Annotated in this window: 16 protein-coding genes and 4 tRNA genes; 4 read left to right on the forward strand and 16 right to left on the reverse strand. The window is 33.9% G+C overall.

Annotated features, from left to right (window positions below):
• Nucleotides 1–956: 956 nt before the first annotated feature.
• From purD to H3T54_RS02595, 10 genes are all read right to left on the reverse strand, one after another.
• A complete protein-coding gene (purD, locus tag H3T54_RS02550) occupies nt 957–2,246 on the reverse strand; it encodes a phosphoribosylamine--glycine ligase (protein WP_198220759.1) in 1,290 nt (429 codons plus the stop codon).
• Nucleotides 2,247–2,273: 27 nt separating this feature from the next.
• Nucleotides 2,274–3,866, reverse strand: a complete 1,593-nt coding sequence (gene purH / locus H3T54_RS02555) for a bifunctional phosphoribosylaminoimidazolecarboxamide formyltransferase/IMP cyclohydrolase (RefSeq protein ID WP_198220761.1) — start codon at nt 3,864–3,866, stop codon at nt 2,274–2,276.
• A gap of 175 nt (nt 3,867–4,041) precedes the next feature.
• Complete coding sequence (gene era / locus H3T54_RS02560; protein WP_110447324.1) at nt 4,042–4,947, reverse strand: GTPase Era; 906 nt, start codon at nt 4,945–4,947, stop codon at nt 4,042–4,044.
• A complete protein-coding gene (rnc, locus tag H3T54_RS02565) occupies nt 4,944–5,618 on the reverse strand; it encodes a ribonuclease III (RefSeq protein ID WP_232351486.1) in 675 nt (224 codons plus the stop codon). Before rnc ends, era begins: the two co-directional genes overlap by 4 nt.
• 10 nt (nt 5,619–5,628) lie before the next feature.
• Nucleotides 5,629–6,630 (reverse strand): signal peptidase I, encoded by a 1,002-nt coding sequence (gene lepB / locus H3T54_RS02570; protein WP_110447323.1) that lies wholly within the window; start codon nt 6,628–6,630, stop codon nt 5,629–5,631.
• A 20-nt stretch (nt 6,631–6,650) separates the two neighbouring features.
• Nucleotides 6,651–8,447 (reverse strand): translation elongation factor 4, encoded by a 1,797-nt coding sequence (gene lepA / locus H3T54_RS02575; RefSeq protein WP_065578602.1) that lies wholly within the window; start codon nt 8,445–8,447, stop codon nt 6,651–6,653.
• Nucleotides 8,448–8,574: 127 nt separating this feature from the next.
• Nucleotides 8,575–9,483, reverse strand: coding sequence for a MucB/RseB C-terminal domain-containing protein (locus tag H3T54_RS02580; protein ID WP_198220765.1), 909 nt, complete (start codon nt 9,481–9,483; stop codon nt 8,575–8,577).
• A 99-nt stretch (nt 9,484–9,582) separates the two neighbouring features.
• Nucleotides 9,583–10,143, reverse strand: a complete 561-nt coding sequence (locus H3T54_RS02585) for an RseA family anti-sigma factor (RefSeq protein WP_198220767.1) — start codon at nt 10,141–10,143, stop codon at nt 9,583–9,585.
• Nucleotides 10,144–10,178: 35 nt separating this feature from the next.
• Nucleotides 10,179–10,751, reverse strand: coding sequence for an RNA polymerase sigma factor RpoE (gene rpoE / locus H3T54_RS02590; protein ID WP_198200610.1), 573 nt, complete (start codon nt 10,749–10,751; stop codon nt 10,179–10,181).
• A gap of 201 nt (nt 10,752–10,952) precedes the next feature.
• Entirely contained in the window at nt 10,953–13,424 is a 2,472-nt protein-coding gene (locus tag H3T54_RS02595) for a class I adenylate cyclase (protein ID WP_198220769.1), read from the reverse strand.
• Nucleotides 13,425–13,532: 108 nt separating this feature from the next.
• Between H3T54_RS02595 and H3T54_RS02600 the strand changes: the two genes are divergently transcribed.
• From H3T54_RS02600 to H3T54_RS02610, 3 genes are all read left to right on the forward strand, one after another.
• Nucleotides 13,533–14,093: a CoA pyrophosphatase gene (locus H3T54_RS02600; RefSeq protein WP_198220771.1), complete on the forward strand. Its 561-nt coding sequence runs from the start codon at nt 13,533–13,535 to the stop codon at nt 14,091–14,093.
• 363 nt (nt 14,094–14,456) lie between these two features.
• Nucleotides 14,457–15,257, forward strand: coding sequence for a YdgH/BhsA/McbA-like domain containing protein (locus tag H3T54_RS02605; protein WP_198220773.1), 801 nt, complete (start codon nt 14,457–14,459; stop codon nt 15,255–15,257).
• A 232-nt stretch (nt 15,258–15,489) separates the two neighbouring features.
• Nucleotides 15,490–16,995, forward strand: coding sequence for a hypothetical protein (locus H3T54_RS02610; protein ID WP_198220775.1), 1,506 nt, complete (start codon nt 15,490–15,492; stop codon nt 16,993–16,995).
• A 251-nt stretch (nt 16,996–17,246) separates the two neighbouring features.
• Here H3T54_RS02610 and H3T54_RS02615 read toward each other — a convergent pair.
• The 6 genes from H3T54_RS02615 to H3T54_RS02640 all read right to left on the reverse strand — a co-directional run bounded on the left by H3T54_RS02615 (nt 17,247) and on the right by H3T54_RS02640 (nt 19,582).
• A tRNA-Gln gene (locus H3T54_RS02615) sits at nt 17,247–17,321 on the reverse strand.
• Nucleotides 17,322–17,452: 131 nt separating this feature from the next.
• Nucleotides 17,453–17,527, reverse strand: a tRNA-Gln gene (locus tag H3T54_RS02620).
• Nucleotides 17,528–17,553: 26 nt separating this feature from the next.
• A tRNA-Leu gene (locus H3T54_RS02625) sits at nt 17,554–17,638 on the reverse strand.
• A gap of 37 nt (nt 17,639–17,675) precedes the next feature.
• Nucleotides 17,676–17,752: transfer RNA gene (locus tag H3T54_RS02630), tRNA-Met, on the reverse strand.
• Between the two features lie 117 nt (nt 17,753–17,869).
• Nucleotides 17,870–18,967, reverse strand: coding sequence for a multifunctional CCA tRNA nucleotidyl transferase/2'3'-cyclic phosphodiesterase/2'nucleotidase/phosphatase (locus tag H3T54_RS02635; RefSeq protein ID WP_110447316.1), 1,098 nt, complete (start codon nt 18,965–18,967; stop codon nt 17,870–17,872).
• Entirely contained in the window at nt 18,968–19,582 is a 615-nt protein-coding gene (locus H3T54_RS02640; protein WP_198220777.1) for a TIGR04211 family SH3 domain-containing protein, read from the reverse strand. It lies immediately after the preceding gene.
• A 1,001-nt stretch (nt 19,583–20,583) separates the two neighbouring features.
• Between H3T54_RS02640 and H3T54_RS02645 the strand changes: the two genes are divergently transcribed.
• A complete protein-coding gene (locus H3T54_RS02645) occupies nt 20,584–21,588 on the forward strand; it encodes a substrate-binding domain-containing protein (protein WP_110447314.1) in 1,005 nt (334 codons plus the stop codon).
• The last annotated feature ends 63 nt before the right edge of the window (nt 21,589–21,651 follow it).

The following is a 21,651-nucleotide window of genomic DNA, read 5'->3' on the forward strand; positions in this document are numbered from 1 at the left end:
TCGATTCCTTTATGAAAACCTAATAACTAACGTTGATAAATTAGAAATATTTTTTAATTTATATACTATATATATTATCTGTTTGTGTAAACGGTTTCAATTAAACCGTGTTAATGTCATGATTTTAATTATGTTTTTTACATCAATTTTATAAAAGTCAATTTTTTAGCGAGTTATTAAAATGGATTTTCTTTGGCAAAAAGAAATATTTCACAAAAAAACAAATATTTAATAGAATATTAAAAATATTAACAAAACTTTACATTTTTATGCTAAAGTTTTTATTAGATGGAAAACAGTGAGTTTGCTGTATTTTTAATCAACTAATGAAAGTGATAACGGCTTTATTCATCAGTTAGAAAACGCCAAAAAAAGCTTTTTTACGAACATTGAGTATCATGGTGAGGGTTAATTATGTTTTTCGCTTCAATATAAGCAATAATATTATTTATAAGCTATATTAGGGACAAATTAATTAAATGAGCTTAACTTTTAGTTTTATGACCTACTAAAAAGCCAATAATAGTAATGATTAGACTGGAGAATGAGAATACAACCTTTCTTGCGAGCGGCTTATATCAATAATAAAGATTATAATACAACATTAAACATGGTCATTACGAAGCGTTCAACAATTCAATTTTTTATTTCATATTTTGTAAAACTATTTCAAAAAACAATTTCATTATTTCCCTTTTATTTTGTTACATCCCATTTATCTTACCATTTTGTTATTATCTATCATGTTCTAATTCACAGTAAACCACATCATATTGTCAAAAACAGTAAATAATAAAATTTAATATCAATAATAAATTAAATATAAAAAGGCCCAAATAATGTTTGGAAAAGTGATAATGAGATTTGGGGGTTAAAAAACCCCTCTCCTCAATTTTTTTAACTTATTCACAGATAAAAAATAGCGCTATACAGCGCTATTTTTATTGATTAGTCTTCTAACTATTTTTTTCTCGTTCAATAGCTCGATAACCAATATCATGACGATAGTAACAACCATGCCAATAGATATTTTTAAGTTGTCCATAGGCATATTGTTGAGCATCAGATACCGTGTTACCTAATGCAGTAACACAAAGAACTCGCCCACCATTAGTATATACTTGTCCATTTTCTAAGCTGGTTCCAGCATGAAAGACTTTGCAATCTTGATCTATTTCAGCAGGTAAGCCTAAAATGACATCTTTAGTATTGTAATCACCAGGGTATCCACCTGCAGCAAGAACTACCCCTAAAGCAGGTCTTGGATCCCATTGAGATTTAACTGTGTTCAATTTACCCTCTACAGCAGCTAAACAGAGTTCAACCAAATCAGATTGCATTCGCATCATTATTGGTTGGGTTTCAGGATCACCAAATCGACAGTTAAATTCAATAACTTTTGGATTACCTTGTTTATCAATCATTAAACCGGCATAAAGAAAGCCAACATACACATTACCTTCCTGTGCCATGCCATTAACTGTTGGATAGATGACTTGTTCCATCACTTTAGTAAATACATCATCAGTTACCACTGGCGCTGGTGAATATGCACCCATTCCACCAGTATTAAGACCTGTATCACCATCCCCTACTCGTTTATGATCTTGACTGGTTGCCATTGGTTCAATATGTTTACCATCGACCATAACAATAAAACTGGCCTCCTCACCATCAAGAAACTCTTCAATGACTACTCTATGACCAGCATCACCAAAGGCATTACCCGCTAACATATCATGTACAGCATCTTCAGCTTCTTTTAGCGTCATAGCGACAATCACACCTTTACCAGCAGCTAAACCATCGGCTTTTATCACAATTGGCGCACCTTTTTGGCGAATATATGCAATAGCAGGCTCAATTTCGGTAAAATTTTGGTATTCAGCCGTTGGGATATTGTGACGAGCTAAGAAGTCTTTAGTAAAAGCTTTTGATCCCTCTAACTGTGCAGCCGCTTTAGATGGGCCAAAAATTTTCAATCCAGCTTTTTGAAAACTGTCAACAATGCCGATAACTAATGGCGCTTCTGGTCCGACTATGGTTAAGTCTATTTGTTGCTCCTGTGCAAAATTTAATAGTCCGGCAATGTCGGTTGCTTTTATATTGATGTTTTCTAAATTTGTTTCAAGTGCGGTACCTGCATTACCCGGCGCAACAAATACTTTGGTCACTAATGGTGATTGTGCTGCTTTCCATGCTAAGGCATGTTCACGCCCACCATTACCGATAACTAAAACTTTCATACAAGGTCCTTTCAATACTTTTAAAGATTAATGCCTAAAATGACGCATATTGGTAAAAATCATCGCAATATTATGCTCGTTTGCGGCTTGAATCACTTCATCATCACGAATCGATCCACCCGGTTGAATAACGCAAGTAACGCCCACCGCAGCGGCTGCATCAACGCCATCTCTAAATGGAAAGAAAGCATCAGAAGCAACTACCGAACCAGCAACTTCTAGGTTTTCATCTTTTGCTTTGATGCCGGCAATTTTCGCTGAATAAACACGGCTCATTTGTCCTGCACCAATACCAATTGTCATATTATCTTTGGCATAAACAATGGCGTTAGATTTAACAAATTTTGCTACCTTCCAACAAAATAGCGCATCGGATAGTTCTTTTTCAGTTGGTTGGCGTTTGGTAACAACTTTTAACTGATCTTTAGTAACCATACCTAAATCTTTTTCTTGTACAAGAACCCCACCATTAACACGTTTAAAATCTAAACTAGTTGTAGAATTACTCGACCAACTACCACATTCAAGTACACGAACATTCTTTTTAGTTTGTGTGATAGCTAATGCTTCTTGGTCAATTGAAGGTGCAATAATCACTTCAACAAATTGTTTATCGACAATAGTTTGGGCGGTCTTAGCATCTAAAGGGCGATTAAAAGCAATAATGCCACCAAATGCAGAGGTTGGGTCAGTTTTAAAAGCATTTAAATATGCAGTTAAAATGTTATCACTCACTGCAATACCACATGGGTTGGCGTGTTTAACAATTACGCAAGCTGGTTCATCAAAGGATTTTACACATTCCAATGCAGCATCAGTATCGGCAATATTATTATAGGATAATTCTTTACCTTGTAGCTGTTTAGCGGTTGCAATAGAGGCTTGCTCAAGCTGTTCTTCAACATAAAACGCAGCTTGTTGATGAGCATTTTCACCATATCGCATATCTTGTTTTTTAATAAACTGCAGATTTAAAGTTCGAGGAAACTCTCCAGCAGGCTTATCAGTGTCACCATAATATGGTGGGACAAGTTTACCAAAATAGTTAGCAATCATGCCGTCATATTGAGCTGTATGTTCAAAAGCTTTTATTGCTAGACTAAAACGATATTTTAAGGAGAGGCAATTTTGTTGATTATCCAACATATCAATGATTGTGTTATAATCCTGACAATCAACCACAATCGCAACATCTTTATTATTTTTAGCTGCAGAACGTACCATGGTTGGCCCACCAATATCGATATTTTCTATCGCATCTTCTAAACTACAATTTGGATCAGCAACAGTTTTTGCAAAAGGGTATAAGTTCACAACAACCATATCAATTGGATCGATCTGGTGTTGTTGCATGATGTCATCATCAACACCCCGACGACCTAAAATACCACCATGTATTTTAGGATGTAAGGTTTTAACTCGACCATCCATCATTTCAGGAAAACCAGTATAATTAGATACTTCTGTAACAGGAATATGGTTGTCAATTAATAGTTTGGCGGTACCACCAGTGGAAAGGAGTTCTACATTACGCTCTGATAAGGCTTTGGCAAATTCAATAATTCCTGTTTTATCAGAAACACTAAGTAGAGCACGACGGATAGGACGAAACTGCTGCATGAAAAAAGCTCCGAAATTAAAATTCTAAATCCAAGTCAGTGAAAGGCTATTATATATAAAACCAGAGTAGATGTTTAGCATTAACTTTTGAAAAATAAACCGGAACAGAAGTTGATAAATTAGAAAGTAATCATCAGGCAAAACCTTGCCTGATTTTTATACAAAAGAATTTGGATTAATCGTCACTATAGCCTAAGCTTCGAAGAGCTCTCTCATCATCAGCCCAGCCGGCTTTAACTTTTACCCACAATTCTAAATGAACTTTATTATCAAAAAATAATTGCATATCTTTACGTGCTTCTATACCAATTTTTTTGATTTTTTCACCTTTATTACCAATGACCATTTTCTTTTGACCATCACGTTCAACTAAAATTAAACCATTGATACGGTACATGCCAGTACGTTCATCGACTTTAAATTGTTCTATTTCAACCGTGACAGAATAAGGTAGTTCATCACCTAAAAAGCGCATTAGTTTTTCACGGATGATTTCTGATGCCATAAACCGTTGTGAACGATCAGTAATATAATCTTCTGGGAAATGATGTTCACCAACAGGTAAATGTTTTTTTACAATGTCTTTGATGATATCAACGCCTTCGCCTTTTTCAGCACTAATAGGCACAACATCCAAAAAGTTGATCTTTTGGCTGATTTCTTGAATATGAGGCAACAGCTGGGTTTTGTCCGTAACATTGTCAATTTTATTGATCACCAGTAATACGGGTGCCTTACAATCTTTAAGTTTGCCTGCAACCATTTCATCATCATCAGTCCAGTGTGTGCCTTCAACAACAAAGATAACCAATTCAACATCACCAATTGAACTGCTAGCAGCACGATTCATTAAACGGTTAATCGCTCTTTTTTCTTCAATATGAAGACCGGGGGTATCAATATAGATAATTTGATCATCACCTTGAGTATCAATACCTACAATACGGTGGCGTGTAGTTTGTGCCTTGCGTGAAGTGATTGATACTTTTTGGCCAAGTAGTTGATTTAATAAAGTTGATTTGCCGACATTTGGTCTCCCGACGATGGCAACAAATCCACAATGTTGTTTTGATTCTGTCATTTTATACCTAATTGGTTTAGTGCTTCTTGAGCAGCGGCTTGTTCAGCCTTACGGCGGCTTAAACCTCGTCCTAAATATTGATGATCATCATTGTCAATTTTGCATTGAATGAGAAACTCTTGCTCATGATTATCACCAGTAACTTCAAGAATTAAATAGCATGGTCGTTCATGTCGAATACCTTGCAAATATTCCTGTAACCGTGTTTTAGCATCTTTTTGCTTAATGCCGGGTTTAATTTCGTTTAAACGTGTTGTATACCAAGCTAAAATTAACTGACGAATATTTTCAATATTACTATCTAAATAAACAGCACCGATGATAGCTTCCACGGCATCAGAAATAATCGACTCACGGCGATAACCACCACTTTTTAATTCACCTTGACCTAAGATAAGATAATCACCTAATTTAAACGCTTTACCCATTTCAGCAAGAGTTTGACCGCAAACTAAACTTGCTCTCATTTGGCTAAGATCACCTTCATCTTGCTTGCTAAATCGATGATAAAGCTCATCAGCAATAACAAAACTAAGGATTGAATCACCTAAAAACTCTAGCCGCTCATTGTGCATTTTATTCGCACTGCGATGAGTCAGTGCGAGTTGCAGTAAAGATGTATTATTAAAATGATAACCAATCGATTGTTGTATTTGATTCAAATTTTTCATAGTTATCACATTAGTGGATCCCACCGATACGGCTGAATCGAATTCCTGTAGGCCATTCATCAGGTTGTTTTTCAAAACTAATCCAAATGGCGGTTGCACGACCAACAAAGTTTTCTTCGGGAACAAAACCAAAATATCGGCTATCACCACTATTATCACGATTGTCACCCATCATAAAGTAATTACCTTGTGGTACTACCCAAGTAGCAACCGGTTGACCTTTTTGATGATAATAATAACTCGGATCTTCCTCTATTCCTGACGTGGTTAAAATATCATGCGACTTGTTACCCAAGGTTTCTTGTTGAATTTTTATATCAAACGTTCTCATGGATTGAGAATCAACAATACCTTTGTCCTTATATTGTTCCAAGGTATAAAAACTTGGGTTAGATTTATCTTTTTCGTGTACTTGTTTCCAATTACTTGGTTGTGGTTGAGTATAGTGCAAATCTAATGGTTCAGATCGTTGACCAACACAATTATTATCCGCTGTTTGACACGCAGGATAAATAACTATTTTCTTTTCATTAACCAAATAAACAATCTTATCACCAGGTAAACCAACCACACGTTTAATTAGATCCATTTGCGGTATGTTAGGGTGCTTAAATACAGCAACGTCACCTCTTTGGGGTTTTCCTGTAGCAATTAGTACTTTATTGTTAATTGGATTTTTTAAGCCATAAGAAAATTTTTCTACAGCAATAAAATCACCAATTAATAAAGTTTGCATCATTGACCCTGAAGGAATCTGAAAGGGTTCATAGATAAATGAACGAATAACAAAAACCACGAATAAAACCGGAAAAAAAGATGCTAAGCTTTCTACCCAACCTTTTGGTTTTCCAACCTCAGCAAGGATTCGCCCATCAACCTCACCATTATGGGCTTTACGCACTTCTTCTACTTTACGTTGTCTAGCTGGTTTCCATCTAAATTTTTCTAAAAACCAGAAGATTGCGGTAATAAAGGTTGCTAGTGTTAATATGATGGCAAATGTTCCAGCCATTTGTTTTCCTCTTTAACTGATTAATCTTTTCCTACATGCAAAATTGCTAAAAACGCTTCTTGAGGCAGTTCAACATTACCTACTTGCTTCATGCGTTTTTTACCCTCTTTTTGCTTCTGTAAAAGTTTCTTTTTACGACTAACGTCACCGCCATAACATTTGGCTAATACGTTTTTGCGTAATTGTTTTACTGTAGAACGTGCTATTACATGATTACCAATTGCCGCTTGAATTGCTATATCAAACTGTTGACGAGGAATAAGATCTTTCATCTTTTCCACTAATTCTCGTCCACGGTAAGGTGCATTATCTTTGTGCGTGATAAGTGCCAATGCATCAACTCGTTCACCATTAATCAATACATCAAGTCTTACCATGTCAGCAACTTGGAAACGTTTAAAACTATAATCTAAGGAAGCATAACCACGTGAAGTCGACTTAAGTTTATCAAAGAAATCCAACACAACTTCGGTCATTGGTATTTCGTAAGTTAAAGCAACTTGATTGCCATGATAAACCATATTAACTTGTACACCACGTTTTTCAGCACATAATGTTATTACATTACCTAAGTAAGTTTGTGGTACTAAAATATTACATTCAGCTATCGGCTCACGCAGTTCTTGAATATTATTTACGGCCGGTAGTTTAGCAGGGCTATCAACATAAATGATTTCATTTTGAGTGGTTAAAACCTCATAAACTACCGTTGGAGCAGTTGTAATAAGATCAAGGTTATATTCGCGCTCTAATCGTTCTTGAATGATTTCCATATGCAACAAGCCAAGGAAACCACAACGGAAACCAAATCCTAATGCACCTGAATTTTCTGGTTCATAAAAAAGTGAAGCATCGTTAAGGCTTAATTTACCTAATGCATCACGAAATGCTTCGTAATCATCTGAGCTAGTTGGAAACAAACCTGCATAGACTTGTGGTTTAACTTTCTTAAAACCTGGTAATGCTTTCTCAGCAGGTGCTCTAGCTGATGTTAAGGTATCACCGACTGGTGCACCTAAGATATCTTTAATAGCACAAACCACCCAACCTACTTCACCGCAATGTAAACAGTCTTTATCAACTTGTTTTGGTGTAAAGATACCTAAACGATCAACATTATAAGTCATTCCGGTACTCATAACTTTGATTTTCTCACCTTTGCGCAGTTCACCATTTTTAATACGAATTAGTGATACAACACCTAGGTAGTTATCAAACCATGAGTCAATAATTAGCGCTTGTAATGGTGCATTGGAATCACCTTCGGGTGCAGGAATATCATGAACAAGTTGTTCAAGTACATCAACTACTCCAACACCGGTTTTCGCTGAACATCTGACTGCATTGCTAGCATCTATACCAACAATGTCTTCAATCTCTTCTGCCACTCGTTCAGGTTCAGCGGCAGGTAAATCGATCTTATTAAGTACTGGCACGACTTCTAGATCCATATCGAGTGCCGTATAACAATTGGCAAGTGTTTGCGCTTCAACACCTTGTCCAGCATCGACTACCAATAATGCTCCTTCGCATGCAGCTAACGAGCGTGATACTTCATAAGAGAAGTCAACATGTCCAGGAGTATCAATAAAATTCAGCTGATATGTTTGGCCATCTTTAGCATGAAAGTCTAAAGTAACACTTTGAGCCTTAATCGTAATCCCTCGTTCACGTTCCAAATCCATCGAGTCTAGAACTTGAGCTTCCATTTCGCGATCAGAAAGTCCACCACAAATTTGGATAATACGATCAGAAAGCGTTGATTTACCATGGTCAATATGAGCAATAATTGAAAAATTGCGGATATTTTTATTCATATCAATAAGTTATATTTTAGTTATGTACTGTTAATTATCATTAATGTTATTGGCTATAAATAACAAGTCAAATAATCACGAATTTGAAAGCAGACATTCTACACATTAATAGTGAGTAAGCATAGTGTTATCGAGAGTTTTCCGGTGATTTCTCAACAATATTTTGTGCAATTTTTTCTATTGTCACTTGTGGTAAATTGCCAATAATTATAATATTTTTATTACCCATGTTAGTTGAGAAAATCGTTCGGCCACCTTGCTGTATAATCTGATTTAATTGACTGGCCTGCTCTAAAGAAACATTTACAGTAAATGAAAACACACCATCAGAAAACAGCTTAGTCGCTATATCAGAGCTATAAAAATTAACATTATAAGCAGCTATTTCTTTAAACCCTTTAGGTAACCATGCTAAATGCCATGCATCAAGAAGATTATTTTGTTTTTCAATTGATAATAAAATTGGGTAGGTTCGATTATCAATATAATTTTTAAATTTTTTTGCATCAAAGTCTTTATCGAGATCAACCACTTTTAATTGATTAACAATATCATTATCTTCATCTAATAAATCAATGCGTAGAGGTAAAAAAATTTCGTCATCGATCCATATAACATAACTGTAACGATCTTTATCTTTAGCAATGACTTTGACTAATTGAGTACCTCGATTGGCCGTTCTAGCCTTACCTAATAAAATAAAATCATAAATATTAGCTAATGAATTAAAATCATTATAAATAACGTCAGGAAAAGCTTCTGTTATGCGGGAACTTGAAATCGAAAAAGAAGGGCTATCTGGTTGAAAATAACTAGTAGTATTATTATGTAAAATAATCTCTTTAGCTGGACCTTCAAGATAAAGTAGTTGAGCATTAATATTCTCTTTCTTATCAGCACCTAAGTGATTATATTCAAAAGTAGTTGCATATTGATCTTTATCTTGGGCAACAAAATGAATTTGATAATCTCTTGTCTGCACCGCTTTGGTCATTTTATTGAGTAAACTCAAAGCATCATGAGTTTCTTCAGCCATAACTGATGCGGAGAAAAATATAAAAAACAGAGTAATAATATAATTGTTACTCTGTTTCAGCTTAAGTCTTATCAAAGAATAAAGAATATTCATTTTAAGTTAACGGGCATTTAACCTTTTTTGTAATTCATAATCTTGAACCAACAACCTAATCTTATCATATTGTCTTTTTTCAAGAAGTTGCTGATCATTATGTTGTTGTATACCACCAACAGGCGCAACGTTTACCCCCATAGGGATAGTATTTAGCGTAGGCGCACCACTAGCTTCATCTGATTGACCTTGATGATATTGAACTCCAGCAATAATAGCTAATGTAACACAAGCAGCTAATCCAACTTGACTAACTTTAGCCATAATATCTTTCATTCGAATCCAGAATAGATTTTCGGCTTTTGGAATTAAAATCTCACTTTGAGATGGTTGCTCAGTTAATTGTGGATATAAATCATCATCAGCAATCGCCATAGCAACTTGATTAGTAATATCTAATGTTAATGAACTACCGTGCAATTCTCCTCGCATTGCGTCTCTTGCAATATGATAACGATGCCAGCAGGATTGCAAACTTTCATCATGAGTAACCATTTCAACAAAGTGTTGATCAGTTAACTCACCATCCATTAATAATGAAAGTTGCTGTTTCTGTTCTATTTGCATAGTAGATACCTTAAATGTCTTGCTACTTAATTTATTTAACCAATTAAAGGTTTAATTTTTTCATCAATAGCATCACGAGCTCTAAAAATTCGTGATCTAACTGTTCCAACCGGTGTTCCCATAATCTCGGCAATTTCCTCATAACTTAGACCGTCAATTTCACGTAATGTGATAGCAGTTCTCAAATCATCAGGTAATGCTTCAATTGCATCAAATACAACTTTTTCAACTTCTTTAGAAAGAACCAAACTTTCTGGGTTATCGACAACTCTCAATGAGTCGGCACCTTCATAACTTTCAGCTTCACTAGCATCAATATCCGAAGATGGCGGTCGTCGACCTTGCGAAATTAAATAATTTTTTGCTGTATTAACCGCAATTCGGTACAACCAAGTATAAAAAATACTTTCACCCTTAAAAGAACTTAACGAACGATAAGCTTTGATAAAGGTTTCTTGCACAACATCAGGGACCTCAGAAGGTAAAACGTAACGTGATACCAAATGAGCTAGCTTATTTTGATAACGAACAACAAGTAAATTAAACGCATTTTTATCTCCGTTTAAAACGCGATCAACTAAAACTTGGTCTGTTATTTGCTCCCCCATTAAAGGCCATTCCTTATTATGTTAATAACTATTAGTTGGCCCAAAACTGTGCACTCTAACAGTTAGATTCGTAAATTTAAAAAAAGTTCCCATTATTTTAATAGAAATTTCATTTTTTTAATCAATCATTTTCATTTTTAATTATTTATATACTAAAAGATAATGATTTTATTAAATTTTTGGATAAATTTTTTTAGATAATTAATTCAATAAGAAGATTTCACGCTCACCCGCATCATTATATGTGATCTGATAAAATTGCGGTAAATTAAAATTAACTGAGCTACTGGTAGTGAAAGTAAAACGGTCATCAGATAATACATAAAAATCATTGATATCTTTAACCATATTTTCTTTAGTACCATTACAATTACGGTATATTTCTATTTGATTATGTTCATTTAAAATATATAAGTCAAATCCTGAAGTGGTATCTTCAAAGAAGAATTGAATAATACCTTCATAAGCGACGCTATCTATCTCTTTAGGTAATTCATTGCTTTCATCTAAGATATTTAACGGCCTACCTTGAACCTTATTATTCGATACCGCTCCATAAAAATCAATAGCATTTTCAAACTGATGAAATGAAACGCCAAATCGTTCAAAAAATAGATACCATGAAGCACCATCTATTCTAAGTGGTTTGACTTGAGTTAAGTTATTTTTAGTAGTAGTTAATCGTAAATCAACACAGTCATCCATCAGTTTTTTCATTTGTTTACGGATTTCATGACTAAGATATTTACTATAACAGAAAATTTCGACTGAGTTAGGTAAATCAGCATCTTTATGCATACGATTAAGTAATGCTTTTATAGCTTCAAGTACACATAAAGAACCGCTAAAATGTAACACTCGAATCTCATTCCATGAGTTACGATAAAGTAAATCGATAGAACCAACTAAGCTTAATTCTTGCTTGCCATAATTTAAAACATTAGTACTAATTTCATCCTCAAGTTCTAAATTAATAGTTGGATCATCTTCTAAATTCAAGATAATAGCTAAATGGCGTATTTCACAAGGCCCATATAACTGTTCCTCAGTCGCGGTAGGTACATCTATCGGAAAATAATTTTTCAGATCTTCGATGAGCTTGGTTATTCTTTGATTTTCTCGTTCATCACCATCGTAATAATAAAAATTAGTTGAATCAGAAATTAAACCATTAAAATAACACCAACCAACTAATTTGACTAAGTATTTACTATATTCTAAGTATTGATGACCGATAATAGAATTTAGTTTAGGTGTTTGATTATAAACATACCAACCGGCTCGATTAATACGATCTTCTTTGACATGAATAAAAGTTAATACCTCTTCTTGCAGATTATCCGAAATATTAAGTTTTAATGTTGAAATTTTACCCGGTAAAACTTCAAAAGAGGCATATAATTTACGAGTCAATATGGCCAAATCTTGTGGGCTAATAAGTGAATCTAAGTTATTACGACGCCCAAAATTGAGTAAATTACGATAACCTGTCATCATTGTGTGGAGCATTATTTCGTGTATTTCACGTACTTGTTCTATTTTCCATGTTTTACTGGCGTCCAATTTTACCAATAACTTATGCTTCCATCCCCATTGTTGAACTAATTCATGTAATATTTTACGACGCCATGATGATGGTTGATCATTATCTGATAATTTTTCATTTACTTTTAAATAAAAGCAATGTCTTACCAACTCAAGACGTTGAAAATCTCTAATTTCAATTAGATAATTGGAAATTCGATCTAACAACATAGAGTATGAATCAAGATAATGATGAACATGAATTTCACCTTTTTGAATATACTCGCGCATTTCATAAGCAATTGGTCTATTTTCAGGATAGATTGAAGAATAAACTTCAAGTAGTAATGTTTTTAATACAGCTTTAAATGGTGAATCTATACTTTTATAGAGTTGCCATAAACTTGCACCAAAATACTCTTCTGCAGACAATTCTGTAAGTGGTCCAAAATCGATCCATTCTTCACGTTTGATTATATTAGCAACCACCAATGCTTGAACACATGTGTCATAAGTTGGATAAGTAACATCATTAATTGTAAAATCAGCTGGAACTGCAAACCATAGCAGTCGTTTGCCAGCTAAAAGATTGGCCGAACGATAGAACTCTTCCAGCAATAAAATATGTTGCGCTGAACCACAGTTTTCACCCATCAAACACTCATGATGTTGATTGATAAATCGATCGACATCAACGACAAATAAAGTAAGTTTTACACCAAGTTTTTCAGCCCACTCTTCAATCAATCGACACTTTGTTATTAAAGCTTGCTTTTTAACTGCAGATAAATTATTTTCGATACAAACCCATATATCAAGATCCGAGGTAACTGCCTGTCCTATAGAGCAAGTACTACCCATTGAATATAGTGCAGATATATCAGAATATTTTTTCTGTGTAGTGTTATTAAAATTGAAACAATGTTGTAGTTGTTCAATAACCTCGTTTGAAGGTTGATAGTATGCAATACCTGATGGCGTTTCTATATCAAGATAACCGGGAAGATCTGGATGATGAAAATGAAAAAGTACTGGTAACAATGAAAAAACTCGTTGGAATTCCAAAGGCATTCCACTCCGAGCTCGCTCATGTTTCAGAATAGCAAGATCATCAAGTTCTTTTTTTATGTTATTAATATCGTATTGCATAGTATTATTCAGGTGAAACAGATGTACTATTGACGAACAATTTCTCCAATAAGTTTATATTATAACGTAAAAAGAATGTAAATCTAAAAATAAAACGAAATAAATATCATGACCACAATAAAAAAAATATCACAAGCTTTAAAAAAAAACAAAAACCAATTTCATACTATTAATAAAGCTGCTGTTTTAATCCCAATTATAACTATCGAAAATCAATTACACCTACTCTTTCAAGTACGTTCAAAGAAACTTAAATGGCAACCCGGTGATATTTGTTTTCCTGGTGGTCGCGTTGAAGCAACTGATAATAACCCTGAATATACAGCTAAACGTGAAACCTTTGAAGAGTTAGGCATTACTATTGATCAAATAACTATTTTAGGACAATTACCGAAATTTATTGCTTCGTTAGGGATGATGATTTATCCATTTGTCGCAAAAATTGAATCTTTAGATAATTTGCTACTTAATCAAGATGAAGTTGAATCTATTTTTACGGTTCCACTTGAATGGTTTATTAACCATCAACCGAAACAAGCCACTATGTTAGTTGGTTTTAAACCTGACGACAATTTTCCATTTGAATTGGTACCTAATCGAACAGCAAATTGGCAACAAAAGTCACAACATGATGTTTATTTTTATCAATATGAAAATTTTGTTATTTAGGGATTAACTGCACAAATTATTAATAGTTTTATAAGAACCATCAAATGTAATGCCCAATTATAAATTACAGCTAAATTAAATATGATTCAGTTTTGACTTTAACATAAAATGCTTTAAGAAAAATTTTTTCCAAAAAAACCAAGTGGTACCTACACAAATATTTTGATTAATATATACTATTAATCGGTTATTTCTCATTTCTATCATTTCTACCCTGTTTTATCTAGCTGTCTGAAAGAATTAGTAAAAAAATTATTTCGAGAGCGTTATTCTTGTTTAAAAAACTCTCATGCAATACCCTCATAGAATAAGCGTTACAAATTGTTTTTTAATTTTTATAACATAAATATGAAGGACATTATTATGAAACGTTTTAATAAATCATCTATTGCATTAGCTTTACTATTATCTCTACCTGTTGCCAATACTTATGCGGCATTACCATTAACAGCTGAAGAAAGTAATAACCTCATTCCTTACAAAGAAATTTCAGTAACTGGTAGCTATTTACAAGCACAAAATGCAGCAGATGATATATCTAAAGCTGCTGATGAAGCTGGAGCAAAATATTATCATATCACTGGTATTGAACAACCAGCTACTGGAACTTCAACCGATCGTGCTATTGTTTATGCTGATATTTATTTATCAAATGCACCAATTGCTGTAAGCAAAGATGAAGCTACCCATAACGGCATTGTGCTTTATCCACGATCTAAAGCTCTTTATTATTTACCATTTGAAATAGTCAAATTCAAAGGTAGCTACAACAACACATCTGAAATAATGGATTCAGCAAGTAAAATAGCTGCTGAAAAAAATGCTTATGCATTTTATGTGTATTCAATTACTGCCGATGATGTTAAAAATAATGAGCAGGAAATCGATGTTGCTTTATATAAAAAAGATGCACCTGTCCGTGACTTTATTATCTCTAAAGCAATTGCAGGTCAAGATGCTTATGAAATCACTAGTGATGCTTTCAAAGTAATGAAACCTTATCAAACTATTGTGTTCCATGGCACATTTAATAATACTAGCGAAATTAGTGCTGCTGCACAAAAATATGCTATCGCTAATGATGCTCATTTCTATTATGTTAAAGAAGTCTCTGCTAATCGTGCCGATACCGCTCAAACAGTTTATGTAAATTTATATAAATAACAATCCACTACATAATTATCCATGTGTTAAATATCATATTTTTACACATGGATTTTTACGTAACTAAACTTTCAGTTTCAAGCTCGACCTAATATTGCAATTCATAAGAAAAACATTTTTATCCAAGAATTAAGCTTTTTACGATCTAAGTTTGTAGTAATAAGTATCAGCATAATTTAAACACAATAAATGTATTTTTTATTTAAATTTAAGAATTAAAAGGTAAGGTAAGATGATGTTATTGAAAGGATTTAAATTTATTCTGTTTTCTCAATTTCCATGGTTAACACGATTTATCATATTCTTTTTAATTTCAGTGTTTTTAATGAACGATTTAGCTTTGGCTTTGGATGCAAAAACAGTAGCAGTTATTCATGGTTCCGCCCCCTATTTTATTAACCCAGATGCGATAGGCATAAATGGATCTCGAGAATATAATCAACAAAACTTTCACTATTTTGGAGTAAAATTAAAAACTACAATAAACGCTGAATTGAATAGTTTAAATGACACAATAAAATCCATAAATTTCCCTCAGGTTGATCCTAATACCACCACACCCAATCAATTGTTAACGATGTTAAAGTCTGATTATGGTTTTGAACCTATAATAATGCCATTTTCACCGACTAATCCAATTGATAGCCAGAATGTCTCTGATGATGACGGCGATGTTATAGCCAAAATAACCCCACCTGATGACGGTTTTAAAATAGATTGGTTCTATCGAGCAGCCAATATATCTTATTTATTATTGGAACCAGATAGAGATAGAACCTTTTGTGAACTAGCACGGTTGGGGTGGAATCCGTATATCAGAATTTCAGGCACCATCGCTTTAGTCTCTGAATATGGCATACCAAATTATACAATTTATTCTACGCCCAAGAGTGATTTTTTGATTTACAATGCGATCAAACCTACCGTTTGTGCCAATCGACCATCAATTGTAAACTCATTTCCTTTCGAAAATAGAGATTATACTGGCGACTGGGCCCATTTAACTTGGGGCGATAACAATCAATACATAGTTGATTCTGGTTTCGTTAATAAAGTCAGTTCTGGTGGTTTTCCAAATACAGGGTTTGATCAAGCACGATTTCTCATGTTTATAGCTGGCGTACCATTTGATTTATCGACAATAACATCATCAAATAGTTCAAAGGGAGTAAATGTAGAGATAAAAAAAATTAGTGATAATGATGTAGATAGCCACCTAGCTAACACGGCTGTTCAAGTCAAATTGCTAGGAGAAGCCACTGAAGCAAACCCTACATTTTCTATAAAATCCAACGGTGAAGATATTTATTCGTTTACTATTAAGAAATGGTTTTCCGCACCCAGCCAAGATTTTCATCCTTATAATCAACGTAGAAGTGTTTGTCAGGGAAACTATATCGTGCCATCTATTGAAGATTTAACCAACAGTGACCAAAGTCTTATTACTAGTGGTGGTGCTTGCCAATCTGATAATAACTCAGATAATTGTCTAGCCATTACAACAAATCACTATTATCGTCGGGTTGGAAACAATCTTTTAGCTGAATGGGGTGATGTAACTAACGAAGAAAACTATTATCATCACACCTATCCCGGCAACCATTTCCCTAAAGGACGTTTATATTGGACTTCGGACGAAAGAGATAGTAATAACCAATATGCAGTAGGTGCAACAAAAGGCGCTATTGAATGGCAGTTAAAAGATAATGAATTATATTTTGTTTGTGTGCTGAAATAGAAAATACATTCATAAATTGCGTTATAAGAAGGTATAGCGCAATTTTTATTCTTATTATAGTTAGAATAATTCTAATTTAGCTTTTAAAAAGCAGATAATCTACTTTAGTATTTACTGTTAAAAGCAACTCTTCATTTATATACTAAATAAGACAAGTAAACTTAATCAAAAAATAAATAGTGGCTAATTTTTCAAAGATGATTATTAATTCACTCAAAAAAGTGATACATAGATAATGTTTGAAAATTAAATGGCTGGGGTACCAGGATTCGAACCTGGGCATGGCGGGATCAAAACCCGCTGCCTTACCGCTTGGCTATACCCCAATATGAATGGAGATTAGATATCTAGTAAATCTACTAATTCCGCATATTTTTATAGAATTGATTATAGTGGCAAAGTTCCAATATAAAAAATAGACTAAAAAGTCAGATATAAAAATATGAGCAGATTGGAATGGCTGGGGTACCAGGATTCGAACCTGGGCGTGGCGGGATCAAAACCCGCTGCCTTACCGCTTGGCTATACCCCAATAAAGGATAGACATTAAGATTAAAATGGTGCGGGTGGAGAGACTTGAACTCACACACCTTGCGGCGCCAGAACCTAAATCTGGTGCGTCTACCAATTTCGCCACACCCGCACTGTATACTTTCGGTAAAAATACAAACTAACCTTAATGGTGGCTACGACGGGATTCGAACCTGTGACCCCATCATTATGAGTGATGTGCTCTAACCAGCTGAGCTACGTAGCCATTTCATTCGCAACGTCATAACCAACACTGCGAGGCGCATTATGCTTGTGTTACGGCAAATCGTCAACCCTTTTTTTTAGATATTTTAAAAAAAAGTGACGATTGATTAAGATGCAATCAAATACCGTTTAATAACACTTCAATTCGCCTTTTTTGTAACTCATTATGAATTAACTTTCCAGTATAACCTTCGGCAATAATATTTTGAACATCGACAGCTAGAGCTAATTTATATGCTTGTTCAAGGTATTGAGCTTGAGGAAATAATTCCGTTTTAGCATAAGATTGGCTAGCAATTATCAATTGATTAAGATGGGCTGGATTGCGCCATACATCTATTTTATTGAACAATTCGATAATTTGTTCCGCAGTTAACTGTATCACATTAGCAACACTATTGTGAAATTGCTGCACCATAATTGCTAATTTCGTATATTGATTGGGGGCTTTAATTTGTAAACAAAGTTTTTCTAGCTCAGTTTTGGATGCAAACTCACCGCACAAGACTGCAAAGCGCACAGTCAAATCATCAGTCAATAAAGTCGATTTTTTTAATGCATCAGTAATAGTGCAGGAAAGTTTGAGAGATGGAAATAATAACGCTAAAGCACCACATTGTTCCAATACTTGAAAATAAACTTGAGGATCCTCAGTCGCTAGCGCCTTTTCAGTCTCTTTCCATACTCTTTCTGCTGTAAGGGTATTTATTTCACCTGCAGAGACCATCTCTTTCATTAAATTACTCGTTTCAGCAACGATTCTAAAACCTAAATGGTGATAACGGGCAGCAAAACGAGCCACACGTAAAATTCGTAGCGGATCTTCTCTGAACGCAGGAGAAACATGGCGTAATAATTTAAGCTTAATATCATTAACACCATGATAAGGATCGACAATATTGCCTTCTTGATCCATGGCAATCGCATTTATAGTAAGATCTCGTCGAATAAGATCTTGCTCTAAAGTAATATCTTTACTAAAGTCACATATAAAGCCTGTATAGCCTTTACCTGATTTCCGCTCTGTTCGAGCCAAAGCATACTCTTCTTTAGTTTTGGGGTGTAAAAAAACAGGAAAATCTTTACCAACTTGTTGGTAACCTAATGCTAAAAGTTCATCTGGGGTTGCACCAACCACAACCCAATCTCGATCAACAACAGGGAGATGTAGCAATCTATCTCTAACTGAACCACCAACAAGATAGATTTTACTCATTTAACGCATCCAACGATCTTTTTTACGACGACCAGGCATAATAGCCGGCAAAATAAGACCTAGAAGGAAACCACCACCAGCAACTAAGCCACCATAAGTAAACCAAGTTACAATCAGATCACGGCGCTTATCATCAACTTGATTTAACATAGACTCAAGCTTCATATCTTGCTGTTTATTAAGTTGTTCTAACTCATTATTCTTAGCTTGTAGGCTTTCAATCGTTTGTTCAGCTTTTTGTAGTTTTTCCGCATAATCTCGGATGGCATTTTGTTGATTTTTTTCTGCATTATCAACTTTATCTTTATACTCAGCGAGTTGTGCTTCTAATGATGGCACAAGTTCTTTAAAACTAGGTTGATCTTTTAATTTATTAGACTCAATCCAAGCTGAATTACCACTAGGAAGCTGTATCCTGGTATATTTGCCATCAGCACTTTTTTCAAGTTCAATTACTTTTTGACCAGCTTTAACTGCGTTTGAATAGGCATATTGTGAACCTGGGCCACGACGTAAATAAATATCAACATTTTCAGTAACATATTTATCAACAGCATTTGCACTAAAAGCTACAGCAATAAAAGAAAGTAAAGTAATAATATTCTGTTTTTTCATGATATTTTAAAATTTCACCCACAATTAAAACATAATAACACAAAATGTAGGCTTTTCGCACAACCATTTGTAATAAAAATTTGTGAAGTTTAACTCTTTATTAATAACCAAATAAAATCGAATATATCGATTAACTATATGAATCAAAAAACAACATTTCAATAATATTAATTGATTTAAAATCATAATATTAATATAAAAATAATTATAGATAATCTATCTTAGATAACATAGTTATATAAATCATTTTAACCAGTCAAACCTATGCCATTCACCCTGATCATGTAATCGATTACATTTTTGATAAATATCTATTTGATAATTGTACTGATAGTAAATGTACGGAATTTACCAATTAAAATTGAAATAAGCTATTTCTTAAATGGGAGAGCATCTAATCAAAGCTTGATAGTAGTCTTATAATATAAAATTATCATGTAGCAAATCGGCAGCAAAAAGTATTTATATATTTATCATTGCTAAATTTACATAACCAACTGATTCTTTAAAATGTAAATCAGCATCACTAATATGATTACTAATAAACTACACCAGATGAAAATTTTGAAACTCAGCAAAATATCGAGTTAATAATCACTAATTATGCTATGCAATCTACTATCCAACACCATTGGTTAATAAATATTTATTTACTGTTGCTAGAACTAAACCTAGTTACACCATGTTAATAGGCGTAATAACAAACTAAGGTGTGTAATTTTTCCATTAAATTTTACAGCTTAATATTTTCAATCTTCTACATTAATATTTTTTTACTGAAACGATTCATATAAAAATGAGCTTATTGGCAAACTAAAAATTTTATTCTATTATAAGCAGTTAAGTAGATATTCAGAATATTACAGGTTGTATCGACAGCAAATATAATCGAAATATTTGAATCTTAGGTTTTCCGCCAATTTACGAGCTATATATTCTAACCAATCGGTAATCTAAAAACTCTATATTGGCAATGAGTTAAAAAGTTAAAAGGATTTTTTATGGCGACAATAAAAGATGTTGCAAAGCTAGCAAAAGTTTCCGTTGCAACGGTATCACGGGTAATTAATGACGCTGACAATGTAAGTGATAAGACTCGTGAAACAGTAAAAAGAGCCATGGAAAAATTAAATTATTATCCTGATGCTAACGCCCGAGCGTTATCCCAACAAAACTCTAATACTATTGGCATCGTGGTAGCAGACCTATCCGATCCATTTTCTGGCGCAATGATTAGTACTGTTGAAAAAGTTGCAGCGAAAAACGGCCATTTTTTGCTAATTGGTAATGGATATCATAATAAACAGCAAGAATATAGAGCTATAACCAATCTTATAGAACATCGTTGTTCTTCTTTAGTTGTGCATGCAAAAATGTTACCCGATGATCAATTAATAAAATTAATGCAACAAATACCTGGTATGGTCCTAATTAATCGGATATTAAAAGGTTTTGAAAAACGCTGTATTGCGCTTGATAGTCGTTATGGCTCATACCTAGCAGTTAAACATTTAATTCAGCATGGTCATACCAACATTGGATATTTAAGTTCTAAACATAGCATATCTGATGCAATAGATAGATTGCAGGGCTATAAAGATGCATTAATCGAACATAATATTGATATTAATGATAACTTTATTGCCTTCGCTTCGCCTAATGAAGAAGGTGGAGAACAAGCCATGATGTCTCTTTTAGAACGAAATCGACAAATTACGGCAATTGCCTGTTACAATGATTCAATGGCAGCTGGGGCTATGTCAGTATTATATGATAATGATATAAAAATTCCGAATGATGTTTCAATTATTGGCTTTGATGATCTTTTAATTGCTCGGTATCTACATCCTAAGCTAACAACCATTCGTTATCCACTACACACAATGGCCGAACAAGCTGCTGAACTTGCATTACGATTAGCAAAAGGAGAGCCGCCTCCGACGAACTTAATTAATGTATTTATTCCAACGTTAACAAAGCGATACTCAGTTAACAATATCGGCTAATATATTAAGTTTAAAGCTAACAAATCTCTTAGAAAATGTCGAAAACCTATAATTATCGTTTTC

The sequence above is a fragment of the Gilliamella sp. B14384G10 genome (genome assembly GCF_016101685.1).
Taxonomy (GTDB): Bacteria; Pseudomonadota; Gammaproteobacteria; order Enterobacterales; family Orbaceae; genus Gilliamella; species Gilliamella apis_A.